The sequence below is a fragment of the Comamonas sp. A23 genome (assembly GCF_004522605.1).
GTDB classification, from domain to species: Bacteria; Pseudomonadota; Gammaproteobacteria; order Burkholderiales; family Burkholderiaceae_C; genus Comamonas; species Comamonas thiooxydans.
This window is the reverse complement of the sequence record NZ_RSDT01000011.1, coordinates 41,260-59,094: the sequence shown is the minus strand read 5'-3', so window position 1 is coordinate 59,094 and position 17,835 is coordinate 41,260. Positions and strand designations below refer to the sequence as shown.

At 60.4% G+C, this 17,835-nt stretch carries 19 protein-coding genes; 9 read left to right on the top strand and 10 right to left on the bottom strand.

Going from position 1 to position 17,835, the window contains the following annotated elements:
* Positions 1-84: 84 nt before the first annotated feature.
* Complete coding sequence (gene alaS, locus EIC84_RS20835; RefSeq protein WP_003064872.1) at positions 85-2,709, bottom strand: alanine--tRNA ligase; 2,625 nt, start codon at positions 2,707-2,709, stop codon at positions 85-87.
* 210 nt (positions 2,710-2,919) lie between these two features.
* On the opposite strand from alaS, the gene EIC84_RS20830 reads away from it, so the two are divergent.
* Entirely contained in the window at positions 2,920-3,213 is a 294-nt protein-coding gene (locus EIC84_RS20830) for a hypothetical protein (protein ID WP_003064870.1), read from the top strand.
* A gap of 52 nt (positions 3,214-3,265) precedes the next feature.
* Here the strand turns inward: EIC84_RS20830 and EIC84_RS20825 are convergent, their stop codons facing one another.
* Together EIC84_RS20825 and smpB are read right to left on the bottom strand one after the other, a co-directional pair.
* Positions 3,266-3,664, bottom strand: a complete 399-nt coding sequence (locus tag EIC84_RS20825; RefSeq protein WP_003064869.1) for a DUF4259 domain-containing protein — start codon at positions 3,662-3,664, stop codon at positions 3,266-3,268.
* Between the two features lie 103 nt (positions 3,665-3,767).
* Positions 3,768-4,241 (bottom strand): SsrA-binding protein SmpB, encoded by a 474-nt coding sequence (gene smpB, locus EIC84_RS20820; protein ID WP_003054725.1) that lies wholly within the window; start codon positions 4,239-4,241, stop codon positions 3,768-3,770.
* A gap of 159 nt (positions 4,242-4,400) precedes the next feature.
* Here smpB and EIC84_RS20815 point away from each other — a divergent pair, with 159 nt between their 5' ends.
* Positions 4,401-4,853 (top strand): type II toxin-antitoxin system RatA family toxin, encoded by a 453-nt coding sequence (locus EIC84_RS20815; RefSeq protein WP_003064868.1) that lies wholly within the window; start codon positions 4,401-4,403, stop codon positions 4,851-4,853.
* The gene (locus tag EIC84_RS20810; RefSeq protein WP_003064866.1) at positions 4,846-5,208 is read left to right on the top strand and encodes an RnfH family protein; all 363 of its coding nucleotides are present in this window, start codon (positions 4,846-4,848) and stop codon (positions 5,206-5,208) included. The genes EIC84_RS20815 and EIC84_RS20810 overlap by 8 nt, the downstream gene beginning before the upstream one ends.
* Positions 5,209-5,289: 81 nt before the next feature.
* Here the strand turns inward: EIC84_RS20810 and EIC84_RS20805 are convergent, their stop codons facing one another.
* Positions 5,290-5,799, bottom strand: coding sequence for a DUF4124 domain-containing protein (locus EIC84_RS20805; protein WP_003064864.1), 510 nt, complete (start codon positions 5,797-5,799; stop codon positions 5,290-5,292).
* 97 nt (positions 5,800-5,896) lie between these two features.
* On the opposite strand from EIC84_RS20805, the gene guaB reads away from it, so the two are divergent.
* The 4 genes from guaB to guaA all read left to right on the top strand — a co-directional run bounded on the left by guaB (position 5,897) and on the right by guaA (position 9,829).
* A complete protein-coding gene (gene guaB / locus EIC84_RS20800; RefSeq protein ID WP_003064862.1) occupies positions 5,897-7,372 on the top strand; it encodes an IMP dehydrogenase in 1,476 nt (491 codons plus the stop codon).
* A gap of 97 nt (positions 7,373-7,469) precedes the next feature.
* Positions 7,470-7,742 (top strand): type II toxin-antitoxin system Phd/YefM family antitoxin, encoded by a 273-nt coding sequence (locus EIC84_RS20795; protein ID WP_034355606.1) that lies wholly within the window; start codon positions 7,470-7,472, stop codon positions 7,740-7,742.
* Entirely contained in the window at positions 7,739-8,179 is a 441-nt protein-coding gene (locus tag EIC84_RS20790; protein WP_003064858.1) for a type II toxin-antitoxin system VapC family toxin, read from the top strand. The genes EIC84_RS20795 and EIC84_RS20790 overlap by 4 nt, the downstream gene beginning before the upstream one ends.
* Before the next feature lie 33 nt (positions 8,180-8,212).
* A complete protein-coding gene (gene guaA / locus EIC84_RS20785; protein ID WP_003064855.1) occupies positions 8,213-9,829 on the top strand; it encodes a glutamine-hydrolyzing GMP synthase in 1,617 nt (538 codons plus the stop codon).
* A 702-nt stretch (positions 9,830-10,531) separates the two neighbouring features.
* Here guaA and EIC84_RS20775 read toward each other — a convergent pair.
* The 4 genes from EIC84_RS20775 to pobA form a co-directional block, all read right to left on the bottom strand.
* Entirely contained in the window at positions 10,532-11,524 is a 993-nt protein-coding gene (locus tag EIC84_RS20775; RefSeq protein WP_003064853.1) for a tripartite tricarboxylate transporter substrate binding protein, read from the bottom strand.
* 176 nt (positions 11,525-11,700) lie between these two features.
* Positions 11,701-12,540 carry a class III extradiol dioxygenase subunit beta gene (locus tag EIC84_RS20770; RefSeq protein WP_003064850.1) on the bottom strand — a complete coding sequence of 280 codons (840 nt, stop codon included), beginning with the start codon at positions 12,538-12,540 and terminating at the stop codon, positions 11,701-11,703.
* The gene (gene ligA / locus EIC84_RS20765; protein ID WP_003064848.1) at positions 12,533-12,949 is read right to left on the bottom strand and encodes a protocatechuate 4,5-dioxygenase subunit alpha; all 417 of its coding nucleotides are present in this window, start codon (positions 12,947-12,949) and stop codon (positions 12,533-12,535) included. The genes EIC84_RS20770 and ligA overlap by 8 nt, the downstream gene beginning before the upstream one ends.
* Positions 12,946-14,163, bottom strand: coding sequence for a 4-hydroxybenzoate 3-monooxygenase (pobA, locus tag EIC84_RS20760; RefSeq protein ID WP_050788957.1), 1,218 nt, complete (start codon positions 14,161-14,163; stop codon positions 12,946-12,948). Before pobA ends, ligA begins: the two co-directional genes overlap by 4 nt.
* 126 nt (positions 14,164-14,289) lie before the next feature.
* Between pobA and EIC84_RS20755 the strand changes: the two genes are divergently transcribed.
* The gene (locus tag EIC84_RS20755) at positions 14,290-15,219 is read left to right on the top strand and encodes a LysR substrate-binding domain-containing protein (RefSeq protein ID WP_003064842.1); all 930 of its coding nucleotides are present in this window, start codon (positions 14,290-14,292) and stop codon (positions 15,217-15,219) included.
* Here EIC84_RS20755 and EIC84_RS26620 read toward each other — a convergent pair.
* Together EIC84_RS26620 and EIC84_RS20745 are read right to left on the bottom strand one after the other, a co-directional pair.
* Positions 15,216-15,455: a LysR family transcriptional regulator gene (locus EIC84_RS26620; protein WP_337459470.1), complete on the bottom strand. Its 240-nt coding sequence runs from the start codon at positions 15,453-15,455 to the stop codon at positions 15,216-15,218. The two genes, EIC84_RS20755 and EIC84_RS26620, sit on opposite strands and share 4 nt — an antisense overlap.
* A gap of 197 nt (positions 15,456-15,652) precedes the next feature.
* Positions 15,653-16,924, bottom strand: a complete 1,272-nt coding sequence (locus EIC84_RS20745; RefSeq protein WP_003064840.1) for a phospholipase D family protein — start codon at positions 16,922-16,924, stop codon at positions 15,653-15,655.
* Between the two features lie 285 nt (positions 16,925-17,209).
* Here EIC84_RS20745 and EIC84_RS20740 point away from each other — a divergent pair, with 285 nt between their 5' ends.
* The gene (locus EIC84_RS20740; RefSeq protein WP_034361966.1) at positions 17,210-17,464 is read left to right on the top strand and encodes a hypothetical protein; all 255 of its coding nucleotides are present in this window, start codon (positions 17,210-17,212) and stop codon (positions 17,462-17,464) included.
* The last annotated feature ends 371 nt before the right edge of the window (positions 17,465-17,835 follow it).

Here is a 17,835-nt window from a genome sequence, read left to right as displayed (position 1 = left end):
TGGCTCCAAGCCATAAAAAACGCTCCTCATTGAGGAGCGTTTTGTTTTTGGGCAAGGCAGCCCCAGCTGCCTTTTCCGATGCGCTTACAGACGCTCGGCCGCCCAGGCTTGCACGCTGGCCAGTGCTGCGGGCACGGCTGCGGCATCGGTGCCGCCAGCCATGGCCATATCGGGCTTGCCACCACCCTTGCCGCCCACTTGCTGGGCCACAAAGTTCACCAGTTCGCCGGCCTTGACCTTGGCAGTTTCAGCCTTGGTCACGCCTGCAGCCAGTTGCACCTTGTCGCCATCCACGGCAGCCAGCACGATCACGGCTGCGCCCAGCTTGTCCTTGAGCTTGTCCATGGTGTCGCGCAAGGTCTTGGCATCGGCGCCTTCGAGCTTGGCTGCCAGCACCTTGACGCCATTGACGTCGGCAGCCTGCGTGGCCAGCTCGTCGCCCTGGCTGGAAGCCAGCTTGCCCTTGAGCGCAGCGATTTCCTTTTCCAGTGCCTTGATCTGATCCAGCGCACCGCCGATGCGGTTGGTCAGCTCGGCCACAGGGGCCTTGAAAGCGGCCGCGGCCTGGTCCACGGTGGACTCCAGCGACTGCAGATAGGCCAGCGCGTTCTCGCCGGTAATGCCTTCGATACGGCGCACGCCAGCGGCCACGCCGGATTCGCCCACCACCTTGAACAGGCCGATGTCGCCGGTACGGCTGACGTGAGTGCCGCCGCACAGCTCGCGGCTGGAGCCGATGTCCAGCACGCGCACGGTTTCGCCGTACTTCTCGCCGAACAGCATCATCGCGCCGGTCTTCTGAGCCGACTCGATATCCATCACGCGGGCGTCGGTGGCTGTGTTGGCCAGCACCTCGGCATTGACGCGTGCTTCGATCTCGCGGATCTGCTCGGCAGTCACCGGGGCGTTGTGCGCAAAGTCGAAGCGGGTGCGCTCGGCATTGACCAGCGAGCCCTTTTGCTGCACATGGCCGCCCAGCACTTCGCGCAAGGCCTTGTGCATGATGTGTGTGACCGAGTGGTTGCGCATGGTCGCTGCGCGCACGGCCGTATCAACCTGTGCTTCAACCGCATCGCCCACCTTCAGGCTGCCGGCTTCCAGCACGCCGTGGTGGCCGAATACATCGGCCTTGATCTTGAGTGTGTCTTCCACGGCAAAGCGGTTGCCGCCTGCGGCAATCACGCCCTGGTCACCGACCTGGCCGCCGGATTCGGCGTAGAAGGGGGTCGTATCCAGCACCACGACACCGTTTTGGCCGGCCTGGAGCTCGTTCACGCTCACGCCATCGGCGTACAGCGCGACGATCTTGGCAGCCTCGGCCAGCTTGTCGTAGCCGGTGAACACATTGGCGTCCCCCGTGTATTCAAGCGCACGGTCCATCTTGAACTTGCCGGCTGCGCGGGCAGTTTCCTTCTGGTGTTGCATGGCGGCGTTGAAGCCTGCCTCGTCCACCGTCACGCCACGCTCGCGCGCCACGTCGTTGGACAGGTCCAGCGGGAAGCCGTAGGTGTCGTGCAGCTTGAAGGCCACATCGCCGGGCAGCACCTTGACGTCACCGGCCAGCGCGCTGTCCAGGATTTCCATGCCGTTGGCCAGGGTCTCGAAGAAACGCTCTTCCTCGGCCTTGAGCACGCTGGTGATATGCGCTTCCTGCTCCTTGAGCTTGGGATAGGCATCGCCCATCTGCACCACCAGGTCGGCCACCAGCTTGTGGAAGAAGGGAGTCTTCTGGCCCAGCTTGTAGCCGTGACGGATGGCGCGGCGGATGATGCGGCGCTGCACATAGCCGCGACCTTCGTTGGAAGGGATCACGCCGTCGGACACCAGGAAGGAGGTGGCACGGATATGGTCGGCAATCACCTTCAGCGAAGGAGTGCTCAGATCTTCAGTGTGGGTTTCACGGCCGGCAGCCTTGATCAATGCCTGGAACAGGTCGATCTCGTAGTTGCTGTGCACATGCTGCAGGATGGCAGCCAGGCGCTCCAGGCCCATGCCGGTATCCACGCAAGGTGCGGGCAGCTTCACCACGGAGCCGTCTTCCTTCATGTCGAACTGCATGAACACGTGGTTCCAGATCTCGATGAAGCGGTCGCCGTCTTCTTCCGGGCTGCCGGGAGGGCCGCCGGCAATGTGCTCGCCGTGGTCGTAGAAGATTTCGGAGCAGGGGCCGCAGGGGCCTGTGTCGGCCATCATCCAGAAGTTGTCGCTCTTGTACTTGCCGCCCTTGTTGTCGCCGATGCGGATGATGCGCTCGGCAGGCAGGCCGATGACGTTCTTCCAGATGTCATAGGCTTCGTCGTCTTCGTGATAGACCGTGGCCAGCAGCTTCTCGGCGGGCAGGCCGAAAACCTTGGTCAGCAGCTCCCAGCCCCACTCGATGGACTCCTTCTTGAAGTAGTCGCCGAAGGACCAGTTGCCCAGCATTTCGAAGAACGTGTGGTGGCGCGCGGTGTAGCCCACGTTTTCCAGGTCGTTGTGCTTGCCGCCGGCGCGCAGGCAGGCCTGCACCGAAGTTGCGCGGTTGTAGGGGCGCTTGTCCGTGCCCAGGAACACGTCCTTGAACTGCACCATGCCGGAGTTGGTGAACATCAGCGTCGGATCGTTGCCGGGAACCAGCGAGCTGGACGCGACAACCGTGTGGCCCTTGGAAGCGTAGAAATCCAGGAACGTCTTGCGGATGTCCGCAACGGAAAAAGTGGGTGTACTCATGGTGTTTGGTATGAAGACGCCTGCATGACGCCTGCGATCAGTACGGCCCGGCGCTGCTTTTTCAGGAGCTGCGCAGACAGGCAAATCAGCCGAACATTATAGGTTTGCGGCTACATACCCGCGCGGCCTTGTGCCGATAACAGCGATCATGAATTTTCATGCGTTGCATTAATGTCTTCATCATCGGCTTGCGGATAATCGGCAACCACTATGAGCGACACACCCCAAACCGAGACCTCCAAGCCCGCTGCCCCTGCCAAAAACCGCCTGGTGGTCTGGCTCATCGCCCTGCCCGTGATCATCTTTGGCGCGCTCATGCTCATCGGCCAGTTCATGGACGATCCGCTCAGCAAACAGCGCTGGACGGAAGCAGAAACCATCAAGATCTGCTGGAAACAGACGGCCAAGCCCGAGGCCGAGCGCAAGACCCAGGAGTTCAAAACCCCTCAGGACTGCGAACGCCTGGAGTTCGACTTCAAGACCCGCTACGGCGAAAACCCTTGAGGCAGCCGCGATGCGGCAAGCCCGGAGCAGGCGTCCTGGGTGACTGAGGGGCTTACTCTTCGCCCCAGTCTTCGTCCGCGCCCTCTTCCTCTTCTGCTGCAGCCAGCGCGATCATGCGATCGAAGGTCTCGATGATCGCGATGCGGCGGTCCTGCTTGTAGCCCTCCTCGGGCTCAAGCTCGTCGATACTCTGGTCCCAGGCCTGCAGATAAGTGGCTTTCCATTGCTCCAGCGTCTGCAGATCCGGCCACAGCGGATGCATGCCGCCCTCGGCCATGGCGCACAGCAGCTCGATGCGGCAGGGAACCAGATCGGACTCAGACTCGCCTGCCTGCAAGGCCTCGGGCGAGTCCAGGGCCTCAGCAATTTCATCGATGAGCTGGCCGGTGATATCGGCCAGCCAGTCCAATGCGGTGTCGTTATCGAAATTGCCGTGCGACCAAGTGCCCATGACCAAACTCCTTGCTGCGATATGTCGGTAAAGCAAGGCCCAACATAGCGGGCCTTGATGTCAGAACTGTGTCAGTGCGGAAGATCGATCCAGGCGCGGCAGGTCAACGGTTGCGGTTTTTCATGGCGCGCTCCACCTCACGCTTGCCTTCGCGGTCCTTGATCACATCGCGCTTGTCATGCTCGGCCTTGCCCTTGGCCAGGGCGATCTCGCATTTCACGTAACCGTTCTTCCAATGCAGATTGATGGGCACCAGGGTATAGCCCTTTTGCTCCACCTTGCCGACAAGGCGCTTGATCTCGTCCTTTTTCAAGAGCAGCTTCTTGATCCGTGCCGAGTCGGGATTGACGTGTGTGGAAGCCGTCTTGAGCGGGTTGATCTGGCAGCCCAGCAGGAACAGCTCGCCGTCCTTGATCAGCACATAGCCATCGGTGAGCTGCACCTTGCCGCTGCGCAGGGCCTTGACCTCCCAGCCGTGCAGCACCATGCCGGCTTCGTGGCGCTCCTCGAAGAAATAGTTGAAAGCTGCTTTTTTATTGTCGGCAATGCGCGACGATGTTTCTGGTTTCTTGGCCATGGAATATTAGTTGCAGGCGGACCGGAGATGAAAGCTCTCCCTACAATACTGGATTGCCGTCTCGCCTCTGAGCGATGATTTTAGTTTCGCATCGCGCCTCTGGGTGCATTGGCCTAGGCCAATTCCCTGCTCTTGCGCCCTGCTGATTGCTCTTTGTTCATGAAAAACGTCAACAAGTCCGTCCTCATCTGGTACAGCCCCGAAGAAATGTTTGCCCTCGTGACGGACGTGGCCCACTATGCCGACTTTCTGCCCTGGTGCGATCATGCCAAGATTCTGGAGCAGGACGACACAGGCATGACAGCCGAGGTGGGTATTGCGTTCAGCGGACTGCGCAAGTCTTTCGTGACGCGCAACACGAACAGTAGCATGGATGACGGTGGCAAGCAGGTCAGCATGCGTCTGGTCAAGGGACCTTTCTCGCGTCTTGAAGGCCACTGGCGCTTTCATCCTGTAGGCGACGGCACGCAACGCGCCTGCAAGGTCGAGCTGCAGCTGGACTACGGCTTCGAGAACGGTGCCGTAGCCGCCATCATCGGCCCGGTCTTCGACCGCATCGCAGGCTCCATGGTCGACGCCTTCATCAAGCGAGCCGAACAAATCTATGGCTGATGCTCTGCCCGAGGTGATCGACATCACGGTCTGCATATCGCCCTGCTCCGGCACCGTGCAGGAAGCCTTGTTGCAGCTTCCCGCAGGCAGCACCGTCCAGCAAGCGCTGGACGCAGTGACCGCTTCAACAGCCTTGCCGGACCTGCAACTGCCCGAACCCTTGACCGGCATGGTCGGTATTTGGGGCAAGGTCGCGAATCCGGGCCAGGTTCTCAAACATGGCGATCGTCTGGAGGTCTATCGACCACTGACCGTGGACCCCAAGGTTGCCCGACGCGAACGCTTTGCCCGCCAGGGCGCGCGCGGCGCCGGACTTTTCAAGCGTCAGAGAGACGGAGCCAAGGCGGGCTACTAGTAGCCAACAGCCAGCAGGACAAAAAAAGCGCCTTCGGAAGGCGCTTTTCTTATCGAGATTCTCCGGCGAAGACTCCGGTGACTATTGCGCCGGCTCGGCCATCGGCCCGCAATCGGAAGCAATCACGGCATCGGCGCGCTTGATCTCGGCATCGCGCGCGGCCTCATCCATGAAGCCACGCTCGCCCTTGGCATTCACATGAGAGAGCAAGCGGCCTGACGCCAGGGTTGCCTTGGCCTGCCTGGCACGATTGCAGTTGTCCTGGCGCTGCCTTTCCTTCTGCAGCTTGTCGGCCTGGGCCTTGGCTGCTTCCTGCTCCTGCATCTTGCGCTTTTGCTCTTCCAGCCCTTTGTCCACACCGACACCGGCGTCTGCCACGGGCTTGGTCGCGCCGACCTCCGGCACCGCAGAAGGTGCTGCGGGCCTGGCACCGCCGGGGCTGCGCAAAACATTCTTGGCTGGGATATCGGCCGGCGGAGCCCTGTCGCTGAACACCTTGCGCCCCTGACCATCAATCCATTGCCACTGTGCAATTGCGGGGACCGTGCAGCAGGCAATGGCTGCAAACAAAGCGAACTTGATGGCGTGCATGGAGTCAATAAGTCTTGGACTGGCGTTGGGGATTCTGGGTCACGAGCCCACATTGTGCGGCAAGTCACAGGTACAATCTTTCTTTTGGAGCCATCACATGCGCCTTCTCGGAAAAGCACTGACCTTTGACGACGTCCTGCTCGTTCCCGCCTACTCCGAAGTCCTGCCCAAGGACGTTTCCCTCGCCACCCAATTCACTCGCAATATCCGCCTGAACCTGCCCCTGGTGTCTGCCGCCATGGACACGGTCACAGAAGCGCGTCTGGCCATCGCCATTGCGCAAGAAGGCGGTATCGGCGTGATCCACAAGAACATGACAGCCGAGCAACAAGCCGCTGAAGTGTCCAAGGTCAAGCGCCACGAATCCGGTGTGGTGCACGACCCTGTGGTCATCACCCCCGAACACACCGTGCTGCAAGTGCTGCAGCTGTCGGAAGAACGCGGCATTTCGGGCTTCCCCGTGTGCGACGGCGGCAAGGTGGTCGGCATCGTGACCAGCCGCGATCTGCGCTTCGAGACCCGCTACGACGTCAAGGTCAGCCAGATCATGACGCCCCGCGAAAAGCTGATCACCGTCAATGAAAAAGACGGCACCAGCCCCGCCGAAGCCAAGGCACTGCTGAACAAGCACAAGCTCGAACGAATCCTGGTGGTGAACGACGCCTTTGAACTCAAGGGCCTGATCACTGTCAAGGACATCAACAAGCAAACCACCTTCCCCAATGCCGCGCGTGACGCATCGGGCCGCCTTCGCGTGGCTGCCGCTGTCGGCGTGGGCGCTGGTACCGAAGAGCGCGTGGAACTGCTGGTCAAGGCCGGCGTGGACGCGATCGTGGTGGACACGGCTCACGGCCACTCCAAGGGCGTGATCGATCGCGTGCGCTGGGTCAAGCAAAACTACCCCCAGGTGGACGTCATCGGCGGCAATATTGCCACCGGCGCTGCCGCCCTGGCTCTGGTGGAAGCCGGTGCCGACGCGGTCAAGGTCGGTATCGGCCCCGGCTCCATCTGCACCACCCGTATCGTGGCCGGTGTGGGCGTGCCCCAGATCATGGCCATCTCCAATGTGGCCGACGCCCTGAAGGGCACCGGCGTGCCCCTGATCGGTGACGGCGGCATCCGCTTCTCCGGCGATATCTCCAAGGCTCTGGCCGCTGGCGCATCCACCATCATGATGGGCGGCATGTTTGCCGGCACCGAGGAAGCTCCTGGCGAAGTGATTCTGTACCAGGGCCGCTCGTACAAGAGCTACCGCGGCATGGGCTCCATCGGTGCCATGCAGCAAGGCTCTGCCGACCGCTACTTCCAGGAATCCTCCACCGGCAACCCCAATGCCGACAAGCTGGTTCCCGAAGGCATCGAAGGCCGCGTCCCCTACAAGGGCTCCATGGTCTCCATCGTCTATCAGATGGCTGGCGGCGTGCGCGCCTCCATGGGCTACTGCGGTTGCGCCACGATCTCCGAGATGAACGAAAAGGCCGAGTTTGTGGAAATCACCGCAGCCGGCATCCGCGAATCTCACGTGCACGACGTGCAGATCACCAAGGAAGCGCCCAACTACCGCGCTGACTAAGCAAGTCCCTTGAAATCTGACCAGATTGAAAAATCTGGTCAGAATGCTAAAATCTGGCCTGAACTACTGGTTCTAGCCAGATTTTTTGTTTTCCGCCATGCAATCTATCGGTATCTACGAAGCCAAAAGCCGCTTTTCCGCCCTGGTCGAAATGGTCGAGCAAGGCGAAGAAGTTCGCATCACGCGCCATGGCAAAGAGGTCGTGCGCATGCTGCCCATGCGCCGCAAGCCAGTGATCACCGATGAGCAGATTGCCCGCGAGCTGGAGCAGATCTCGGCCCTGCAGCAGACAGTGAAAGCTCAAGCAGCCACAAACCCGGCGGCGAACAGCATCACCGGTTTGCGCCACACAGGACGGAGCCAGGCATGAGCGCCACCGCTTTTGTGCTCGATGCATCCGTCACCGCTGCCTGGTTGCTGCCTGACGACGCCAGCGAGCACACCAGACGCCTCTACACCCGTATCCGCCGCGATGAAGTGGACCCGCAAGCCCCCAACCTCTGGCAGTGGGAATGCGGCAACCTGATTGCATCGGGCGTGAATAATGGCCGTATCCCGCAGACTTCGGTCGAAGGCCTGTGGGGAGTACTGGAAGCCATTCGCCACCGCGTGGAGCTGCACGACCTGGCTCCTGCACAGCACAAGGCCGTGCTGGATGTGGCGCTGGACACCGGCCTGCCCACCTACGATGCCGCATACCTTTGGCTGGCGCAGTCGCTGCGCCTGCCACTGGCCACATTCGATGCAGCCCAGATCGCGGCCGCCCGCAAAAGCGGCGTCACTGTCTGGGCTCCCGAAGATTTCTAATCCCTTTTTGCCACCCTCTTGCCCTTGATCACCATGCAACACGACAAGATTCTTATTCTGGACTTCGGCTCCCAGGTCACGCAGCTGATTGCTCGCCGCGTGCGCGAAGCCAATGTCTACTGCGAAGTTCACCCCTGCGATGTGAGCAGCGACTGGGTGCGCGAGTTTGCCGCCGACGGCAAGCTCAAGGGCATCATCCTGTCCGGCAGCCATGCCTCCGTCTACGAAGTGGACGACCGCGCTCCCGACGCCGTGTTCGAGCTGAACCTGCCCGTGCTGGGTATTTGCTACGGCATGCAGACCATGGCCACCCAGCTGGGCGGCAAGGTCGAAGGCTCCAACACCCGTGAATTCGGTTACGCCGAAGTGCGCGCCCATGGCCACACCAAGCTGCTGGAAGGCATCGAAGACTTCGCCACGGCCGAAGGCCACGGCATGCTCAAGGTCTGGATGAGCCACGGCGACAAGGTCACCGAGCTGCCTCCGGGCTTCAAGGTCATGGCCTCCACACCCTCCTGCCCCATCGCCGGCATGGCCGACGAAGCACGTCGCTACTACGCCGTGCAGTTCCACCCCGAAGTCACGCACACCGTGCAGGGCCAGGCACTGCTCAACCGCTTTGTGCTCGACATCTGCGGCACGCAAGCTGACTGGATCATGGGCGACTACATCGAAGAAGCCGTGGCCAAGATCCGCGAGCAGGTAGGCGACGAAGAAGTGATCCTGGGCCTGTCCGGCGGCGTTGATTCGTCGGTGGCTGCAGCCCTGATCCACCGCGCCATCGGCGACCAGCTGACCTGCGTGTTCGTCGATCACGGTCTGCTGCGCCTGAACGAAGGCGATATGGTCATGGACATGTTCGAAGGCAAGCTGCACGCCAAGGTCGTGCGCGTCGATGCCTCGGCTCTGTTCCTGGGCGAGCTGGCCGGCGTGTCCGAGCCCGAGCAAAAGCGCAAGATCATCGGCCGCCTGTTCGTGGACGTATTCAAGGCAGAGGCCGAAAAGCTCAAGGCTGCCAACGCCGGCTCCAAGGGCGCCACTTTCCTGGCCCAGGGCACCATCTACCCCGACGTGATCGAGTCGGGCGGTGCCAAGAGCAAGAAGGCCGTCACCATCAAGAGCCACCACAACGTCGGCGGCCTGCCCGAGCAACTGGGCCTGAAGCTGCTGGAGCCCCTGCGCGATCTGTTCAAGGACGAAGTGCGCGAACTGGGCGTGGCCCTGGGCCTGCCCCGCGGCATGGTCTACCGCCATCCCTTCCCCGGCCCCGGCCTGGGCGTACGCATTCTGGGCGAAGTGAAGAAGGAATATGCCGACCTGCTGCGCCGCGCAGATGCCATCTTCATCGAAGAGCTGAACAACTGGATCGACGAAAAGACCGGCAAGAGCTGGTACGACCTGACCAGCCAGGCCTTTACCGTGTTCCTGCCCGTCAAGAGCGTGGGCGTGATGGGCGACGGCCGCACCTACGACTACGTCGTGGCCCTGCGCGCCGTGGTCACCAGTGACTTCATGACTGCCGACTGGGCCGAGCTGCCCTACGGCCTGCTCAAGAAGGTCTCCGGCCGCATCATCAACGAAGTGCGCGGCATCAACCGCGTCACCTATGACGTGAGCACCAAGCCACCAGCAACCATCGAGTGGGAATAAAGCGCTGGCGTGAACTGACACGCAAGCTTTAGACCTTTTCTCATGCAAGCCCGCGATATCGCGGGCTTTTTTCATTTCTATCTAGCTCTATCTGGAACTAGCCGGTCTTACGAAGTCGGCGGGTTTCGATGGCACTTTGCATGGCACCGAGCATCGCCAATACCATCCGCCTCGTCGATACCATCAGCCCTGCCTTCTGCAGTTGATGGCATCAAAATCACCTAAGTATTTGATTTTAAAAAATACCACGCACAAAAACGCGCTTGTTTGCTGGTGGTCTCGCGCATATGCCCGCGAACAGTCGCCGCAGGAGCGCGGGCAATACGAGTTTGCAGAGCAAGAGGCCAAGGCTCGAAAAGTTGGACTTTGGCGAGAGGCCGAGCCAATCGCGCCATGGGATTGGCGCAAAGCCTTATGCGTGCCTCGGCACAACCTAAGTCCGTAAACAACCCATTGCTGTCGTTTGAACTATGCCGCTCTATGCTTGCTATGCAGCGGTTGCTGTCCATCGGGCTCTTTAAATGAATGACTGCTCTATACCTATGAGTGGTCATTTAAGTCATTGATTTTTTTGAGCAAGCATGAGCGATGCAACATCAAAAACCGACGCATCCCACACGAAGCTGCTATACAGAGCAACGCTAGGCCTTATTGGCTTTTTCAGCTTTCCAAAGCCTTTAAAGCCAGATCGCCTGCCAACATTTATTCTGCGCGGATGCCCTGGCGCTTGACCACTTCGCCAAAGCGCTGGTGATCCTGCCGGATTTGGGTACGCAGCCGTTCTGGAGACAGCACCTGAACTTCGGCCCCTAGAGCATGGATTTGAGAAGTGACCGCAGGCGTTTGCACAATGCGATTGATTTCTTGGTTCAGGCGCTGGACGATAGGCTGAGGGGTTCCTGCTGGCAGGTAGAACGCATGGCTGGTGCCAGCATCAAAGCCCTTGAGACCTAGCTCATCCAGCGTTGGCGTTTGGGCAAACAGGCTGGAACGCTTGAGGCTACCCACGGCGATCAGCTTGAGTTTCTTGCTCTGAATATGGCTAATGGCAATGCCCGGGTCAAAGAAGACGTCGACCTGTCCTGCGAGCACGTCCTGCAGCACATTGGCAGCTCCCCGGTAGGGCACATGCAGCAGGTTGATCTTGGCCTGCTCCTTAAGCATTTCGCCGGCGATATGGGGAGCCGTTCCGTTTCCGGGCGAGCCATAGCTCAGGTGGCCTGGGTTGGCTCTCGCATAAGTGACCAACTCATCGAAACTGTTGAAGGGCGCATTGGCGCGTGCAACCAAAAACAGCTCTATGCGCGCTGCTGCGGCAACGGGGGTCAAGTCCTTTTCCGTGTCGTAAGGAAGCTTGCGATAGACATGGGGATTTATAGAGATAGCACTGCCCGAAGAGGCTAGCAGCGTATAGCCGTCGGCGGCAGACTTGGCTGCGGCATCGGCGCCCAGGCTACCGCCAGCGCCCGACCGGTTGTCGATCACAAAAGGCTGGCCCAGGGCCTGTGCCAGGGGCACGGTAATCGCCCTAGCGACCACATCGGGCGAACTTCCCGGCGGGAAGTTGACAATAACCCGTACAGGCTTTTGCGGCCAAGCACCGACGTTGGATGCCATGGCCGGCGAGGTCAGTGCGGCCATGGCAGCAAGCGCTACGAGAATCGGGCGGCATGTGAGTTTGAAGTGGATGAACATGGTTTGTCTCCTTGTTGTTTGAAATTCAGTGATCGCAGCGGTGCTTAGAGTTGTGTGAGCAGGCCCTCGCTGTTAAGGGGAACACCTACTCAGTACCCAAGTGCCCAAAACTAGCTCCCCACTGAGGGACATCGAGCAGACTGTCCCCCTCCAGCCCTGCAGACAGCTCAAGGGAGTCATTCGTTTTCCAGCACCACGAGTCCATAAGCGGTGTTGGAGACGGGCACGTGGTAGAAGCGGTGCAAGGTCTTGACTCGGGCGTCGAGGCAGCCGCGCATGACCAGCCACATGATGGCTTCCACCCCTTCCGAGCCCGTCTCGCGCAGCATCTCGGCAACGCCGATTTCTGCAACCCGCTCGGGCTCGTGTACGAAGAGGTCCAGCCAGTGCTGGTCATAAGCCGCGTTGATCAGGCCGGCACGCTCTCCCTGCAATTGGTGCGATAGCCCGCCTGTGCCGATGACGGCGACCTTGAGGCCGCTGGCATGGCTTTCTATAGCGGCGCGCAAGGCCTTGCCTAGCGCATGGCAGCGCGCGGCTGTGGGCAGCGGGTGCTGTATCACATTCACGCACAACGGAATCACCCTGCAGGGCCAGACCGAAGGCTGGTCGTAGAGAATCGACAAGGGCACGGTCAGACCGTGGTCTACGCTCATCTCGCTGACCAGGGTGAGGTCGAAGTTCTGGGCGATCAGGGACTCGGCGATATGCCAGGCCAACTCGGGAGCGCCCTGGACCTCGGGCACGGGCCGGGGGCCATAGCCTTCGTCATGCGGGGCGAACTTCTCGCCCACACCCAGCGCAAAGGTCGGCGTCAGCCTCAGGTCGAAGCAGGATGCATGGTCGTTGTAGACGATGATGCAAACATCGGGCCGGGTCTTCGCTATCCAGTCGCGCGCGGCCTGCATGCCCTCAAACACAGGCTGCCAGTAGGGCTCGTGGCATTTGCCATGGTCGACGGCCGCGCCAATGGCTGGCACATGCGATGTGCCCACGCCTCCAATGATCTCAGCCATGGCAAGCCTCCTTGCGGCTGCGCCAGCCTTCTATGCGCCGGCCTCCGCCGAGCATCATCTGGCGGAATTCCTCCACGCTCATGCCCGTGCCGGACATGGCCGCTCCCGCGTGCTGCATGCTCCATCCATCGAAGATGGCCAGCTTGAATAGGTAGTAGATATTGCCGCCCAGGCTCAACATGGCCAGCCAGTCGCGAGAGCGCACGGCGGTCAGTTGTTCATCGGACAGGGCATGGCCTGCAAGATATTGCTCGGGATCTTGGCGAAAGCGCTCACGGTTGTGTTTGTCGTCCAGGGACTTGCAAAACATGTTGAGCCTCAGGCCCAGGCGGTGTTGGGCACCGTCGAAGACATAGGTGCCAGGGATGTCGGCCAGGGCAGCCTTTGTCTCCATAAGTTGCTCCTTCATGAGCCTTCTCCTTTCGCTTTAGTTGCAGCTACGCCTGAGGTTTCCTCGAACGGCAGGCCTGCGTATTGCTCGGCCAAGGCCAACTGGGCCGAGGGGTTGGCGCGCAGGTATTCGAGCTCGTACTCCTGGGCGCGCTGGTCGAAGGCCGAGCTGTCCGGAAAGCGGTGCAGCAGATTGGTCAGATACCAGGAGGTGCGCACCGAGGCCCAGACGCGGCGCAGCGCCATGTCGCTGTAGCCGTCTATGAGCTCGGCCGAGCCCGTGGCATAGAAGCTGGCCAGGGCCCTGGACAGGTAAAACACATCGGAGACGGCGAGGTTCAGCCCCTTGGCGCCCGTGGGCGGCACGATGTGGGCCGCATCGCCGGCCAGGAACAGGCTGCCATGGCGCATAGGCTCAGCCACGTAGCTGCGCAAGGGGGCAATCGATTTTTCGATGGACGGGCCGGTGACGATGCGCTCGGCCATCTCCTTGGGATAGCGGGCCTTTAGTTCTTCCCAAAAGCGCTCGTCCGACCAGTCTTCCAGGCGCGTGTCCAGGGGCACTTGTATGTAATAGCGGCTCAGCATGGGGTTGCGCATGGAGGCCAGCGCAAAGCCACGCGGGTGATTTGCGTAGACGATGTCGTCCAGCGGCGGCGTCTCCGACAGAATGCCCAGCCAGCCAAACGGATAGACCTTCTCGAACTCACGCAGCACATCGGCGGGGATGGTCTTGCGCGAGACGCCGTGAAAGCCGTCACAGCCCGCGATGAACTCGCAGTCCAAGCGTTGTGCGCGGCCTTTGTGCTCGAAGGTGACGAAAGGCGCCTGGCCGTCCACATCGTGCAAGCTTACATTCATGGCCTCATGCAGTATGCGCGCCGAGCGCGCATCGCTGGCCGCATGCAAGTCCTCCTGAATCTGGGTCTGGCCGTAGGCCATGAAGCGCTTGCCCAGGTGCTTGTGCACATCGATGAAGAAGCTCTCCTGGCCGGCCCAGGCGATTTTCATGCCGTCGTGCAAATGGCCTTCTTTGTCCATGCGCTCGCCCAGACCGCAACTGCGCAGCAGATCGACCGTTCCCTGTTCGAGCACGCCTGCGCGTATGCGTGCCTCAACCTGGGCGCGACTGCGGTGCTCCAGCACCACGCTGTCCACGCCGGCCTGGTACAGCAAATGGGATAAAAGTAATCCGGCGGGTCCGCCTCCAATGATTGCAACCTGTGTTTTCACTTTGAAACTTCTGAATTAAATGAGATGGCGAAAAGTGTTTTTGCGTAGTCGATGGTAGGGACAAGCGCTGCGCCGGATAAGCCAGGAGAGGCTTATAGTGATCAGGTTTTCTTATCGGTAAAGGCCATGACGCTGCAACAGTTGAGAGTTTTTCTGGCCGTGGTGGAGTGCGGCGGCTTCAGGGCGGCTTCGCGCCAGTTGGATATTTCACAGGCCGGGATCACGACCAGCCTCAAGGCGCTGGAAGCCACGCTGGGCGTGCAACTGCTGCGCCGTTCGGTGCAGGGCGTTGCGCTGACGGCCGAGGGCGAGAGGCTGCTGCCGCGCGCCAAGCTCATTACGCGCGAGGCCTACAAGGCCGAGGAGGATGCGCGCCAGGCCCTCACTTCCGAGGGCGGCAGCCTGGCCATTGGCCTGGGGCCCACGCCTACGGCGGTTTTGCTGCATCTGGTGGTTCCCGAGTTCCACCGACGCTTTCCCTCAGTGCAGCTGCGCTTGTTCAGCGGCTTTTATGAGCAGTTGCTGCCCGAGTTACAGCAGTCGCGCATACAACTGGCGGTCACCGCCGTGCCCGATGCAGGAGTGGCCGCGGGCTTTGAAGTGCGCAAGCTGTTTCGCAGCGCCCTGGTGGTGATAGCCAGGCGCGGTCACCCCCTAGCCGGGGCATGCCGTCTCAAAGCCTTGCAAGGCCAGGAATGGGTGCTGCTGGGCCCGCCCGGCGGCCCCGGGGGCACAGTGCTGCGCTTTCATGCCGAGCAAGGCCTGCCCATGCCGCGGGTGGCCGCCACCTGCGAGTCTTTCTCCCACCTCACGCCCCTGCTCCGAGGCACGGACTGGCTGGCCATGGTGCCCGTGGTCATGATGGACAACAATTTGCTGGGCAACGATGTCGTGGCCCTGCCCATAGAGGAGTCGTCGCCAACCTTCGACAACTGCCTGATCTACCGCAGCGACAGCCCGCTAAGCGCCAGCGCGGATACTTTCGCCGGCATGTGCCAGTCATTTTCCCGGGTACTGGCACGCGGGGCCAGCGATGCGGTGATAGGGATAACCTAGCTACATGTATGGGCCTCGGCCAGTTGGTTGTACTCGCTGCAGCTTGTCCAACGTCCACTGCAGTAGTGTTTGGAATGTTCAGTGAGCGGCGGCTGTGACATGTTCAACCGCTTGGCAGCACGGTCGAAATGCAGTTCCTCGGCAACGATGAGAAATAGCCTGAAGCCGACTTCTGACCACCTAAGTCGGCTTTGCAGCGGTCGCTGCCGGTCGTAATCAATACGTTTGGCGGCCACTTTCGCGACAGAAGCCGACACTGCCCCTACTATCGGGCCGTATCCCGAATCGCATCGTTCGCGAATGCAGATGCCGTCATGATCAGCTTGAAAACGCCTGGTCCGATCGACAAGCACAGCGAAGATGAACCGAACTTCTTGCCTTTTAGAAATCAATCAGGGCAGTCGCACAACTGATACCACTACGCAGCGGCAGGTCAGTGGATCTGTCGAACTCTGGATCCCAAGTAGCGCAGCACTTTTGTCGTTCGGCTATTAAGGATGGGGAGTTCTTCCTTGTTGCACCAGCCGATGAGTTCCTGAACGTTGGCCTTACCGAAAGCCTTAATCTTGCCGTCGCCATTGACCGCATCAGCCATCCTGTCTACTACGTCCCCACGCCCGAACACCAAATGCGCAAGCGCTTCTCTAGCGCGTTCGGGGTCGTTGCTATTGATGAACTCATCTCTCCAAGTTTCTTTCCCGCCGCGATAGAAGCGGAGGCGGTCGCCGAAACTGTGCAGAGTGGATAGGGCGTCAAACAGTTCATCGTCCGAGGCCGCGAGAATTGTCTCCTTTGACTTGAATACGCGCTGCAGGCGTGGATAGGTCTCGCCGACGATGGTGTTCTCGAAGTAAGGCCATGGTATGGATGACCACTCGTCAATGAGTGGTCGCAGGATGGTTCGCTGCTCCTCGACGGTTCGGTAGGGGGACTTCTGCCAAGACTCCCCGGTGGCGTGTTTTTGCCGAATGAAGCTCATGAAGGAGTCAACCTCGAGACGGAGTGGAACGTCCTGCTCGCTGACCTTCCTATAGCCGCTCGCTGCGTATGCATCTCGCACAATGTTGAATGCCGACACGCACTCTTGGTAGGACTTTCGAAAGCTTGAACGAAAGAGAGAATCGGACCTGGGCTTTGGCTGTCCGCGGGCGATGTTGTTCGGTGCGGTCTTGCCGAGCAACTCTGCGACCTCGTCAGCAAGCAATTCTGCAGCGTTGCTGTGCTGCTCGTACTTGCGGTACAACATCCTGTACTGTGCCAACATTTCGCCTGTGGGAACGTCGGCGCTTTCCCAGTAGTCTTGGAATATCGCTGCGAGCTCAGGCAAACGTTCGTCACTATCGTCAAGTCCCACAACGATTTCTTGATTCGCTGTGATGGCCGCTCTTGTTAGGTTGGCCGATCCCACCAAGGCCTTGTCATCGCCGAAAAGATAGAGTTTTGGATGGAATGAACGCGCCGTATAGACGCGAAGTTGGACATTCGGGTGGCTCATCGCCCACTCGACAGCAGCAGGACAGGTCGGAAAGCCCAGTCTTACCACCAGCCAAACCTTGCAGCCGTGGTCTAGAAGTTGTTGGACAACATTGGTTTCAGTGAAGAACGCTACGGCAATGAAGACGTCACAACCCTGAACATCTCGCCGAGTAAGTTCGTTGATCAGGAAGTCCCTGTGCGCCGTCCGATTGGCAAATAGGTTATCCATCTTGGTGCCTCCCTTGAATGTAGTGGGCGCGACTCTACATGTACGCAAGTCGATCCTAACTATTGTTGCTCGTCGGTCCACGACGTTGGAGTGGAACGACTAGCTGCCGGTTAGGCCAGCGGGGCTCAACGGCTGCTCTTGGCAGGAGCGGTCGCCTAAGACCTGAAGCGCGAACGACTCAATCCTGCCTTTAGCGTTCGCGGGAGACAAAGCACTCAAGGGCTGCTGCTGGCCGTTCCCAGTCATACGCGCCGGAGCTGCACCCTCCTCTGAGACAATCGCGCGATGACCGATGAATCACCGATCCACACAGTCCACAAGCGCGTTTGCCACACGTTCCTGAGGCACTGGAAGGCCCATAACAACGCCTACCCCAAGCTGATCAAGATGCCGCCCGAAGAGCTGCGGCAGTTCAACATCGTCAACTCCTTCGGTAAGCCTGATGAACTCTGGGGCGTCCCAATAGAAGTCGACCCCAACACCACGGGCGTGATGATTGCGGTCGATGGGACTGAAATGCCTTTGGTCGAAGGCTACTGATCAAGCACCAGACGCAAAGACGGATATCGCCTTCTGCGGCCAAGGTGGCGTCCTGGCCAGCAGTGATCTCCGAGCCGCGAACCAGGATGGAGCTGTCCGCCCCGCCCTTGACGCCGAACTTGCCCGCATCGTTGCCCACACTGACATTGACTCCCACGGCCTGGCCGTCATGGTGGGCGCTGTTGCGCAGGTCGCTGGTGGTGAGCACCCCTGCGGTGCTAACCTGCTCCAGCGCCGTCTGGTTACTGGCGATGGCGGCGCTCTTGAAGTCGGGCTTGTGCACTTCGGGCCGGGCCCGACAAGCGTGGTTCGCTCCCCTACTCCTTCCTGAGCGAAGAGCACAGGACTGCTAGCGACCCAGAGCAGCCATT

Bases quoted from the DNA above. Each gene is read 5' to 3' on its own strand.
- EIC84_RS20745 (WP_003064840.1), bottom strand. From the start codon at position 16,924: ATGGATAACCTATTTGCCAATCGGACGGCGCACAGGGACTTCCTGATC.
- guaB (WP_003064862.1), top strand. From the start codon at position 5,897: ATGCGCCTTCTCGGAAAAGCACTGACCTTTGACGACGTCCTGCTCGTT.
- alaS (WP_003064872.1), bottom strand. From the start codon at position 2,709: ATGAGTACACCCACTTTTTCCGTTGCGGACATCCGCAAGACGTTCCTG.
- EIC84_RS20775 (WP_003064853.1), bottom strand. From the start codon at position 11,524: ATGTTCATCCACTTCAAACTCACATGCCGCCCGATTCTCGTAGCGCTT.
- EIC84_RS20740 (WP_034361966.1), top strand. From the start codon at position 17,210: ATGACCGATGAATCACCGATCCACACAGTCCACAAGCGCGTTTGCCAC.
- EIC84_RS20830 (WP_003064870.1), top strand. From the start codon at position 2,920: ATGAGCGACACACCCCAAACCGAGACCTCCAAGCCCGCTGCCCCTGCC.
- ligA (WP_003064848.1), bottom strand. From the start codon at position 12,949: ATGAAGGAGCAACTTATGGAGACAAAGGCTGCCCTGGCCGACATCCCT.
- EIC84_RS20790 (WP_003064858.1), top strand. From the start codon at position 7,739: ATGAGCGCCACCGCTTTTGTGCTCGATGCATCCGTCACCGCTGCCTGG.
- EIC84_RS20810 (WP_003064866.1), top strand. From the start codon at position 4,846: ATGGCTGATGCTCTGCCCGAGGTGATCGACATCACGGTCTGCATATCG.
- EIC84_RS20805 (WP_003064864.1), bottom strand. From the start codon at position 5,799: ATGCACGCCATCAAGTTCGCTTTGTTTGCAGCCATTGCCTGCTGCACG.
- EIC84_RS20795 (WP_034355606.1), top strand. From the start codon at position 7,470: ATGCAATCTATCGGTATCTACGAAGCCAAAAGCCGCTTTTCCGCCCTG.
- EIC84_RS20825 (WP_003064869.1), bottom strand. From the start codon at position 3,664: ATGGGCACTTGGTCGCACGGCAATTTCGATAACGACACCGCATTGGAC.
- guaA (WP_003064855.1), top strand. From the start codon at position 8,213: ATGCAACACGACAAGATTCTTATTCTGGACTTCGGCTCCCAGGTCACG.
- EIC84_RS20755 (WP_003064842.1), top strand. From the start codon at position 14,290: ATGACGCTGCAACAGTTGAGAGTTTTTCTGGCCGTGGTGGAGTGCGGC.
- EIC84_RS20815 (WP_003064868.1), top strand. From the start codon at position 4,401: ATGAAAAACGTCAACAAGTCCGTCCTCATCTGGTACAGCCCCGAAGAA.
- smpB (WP_003054725.1), bottom strand. From the start codon at position 4,241: ATGGCCAAGAAACCAGAAACATCGTCGCGCATTGCCGACAATAAAAAA.
- EIC84_RS20770 (WP_003064850.1), bottom strand. From the start codon at position 12,540: ATGGCTGAGATCATTGGAGGCGTGGGCACATCGCATGTGCCAGCCATT.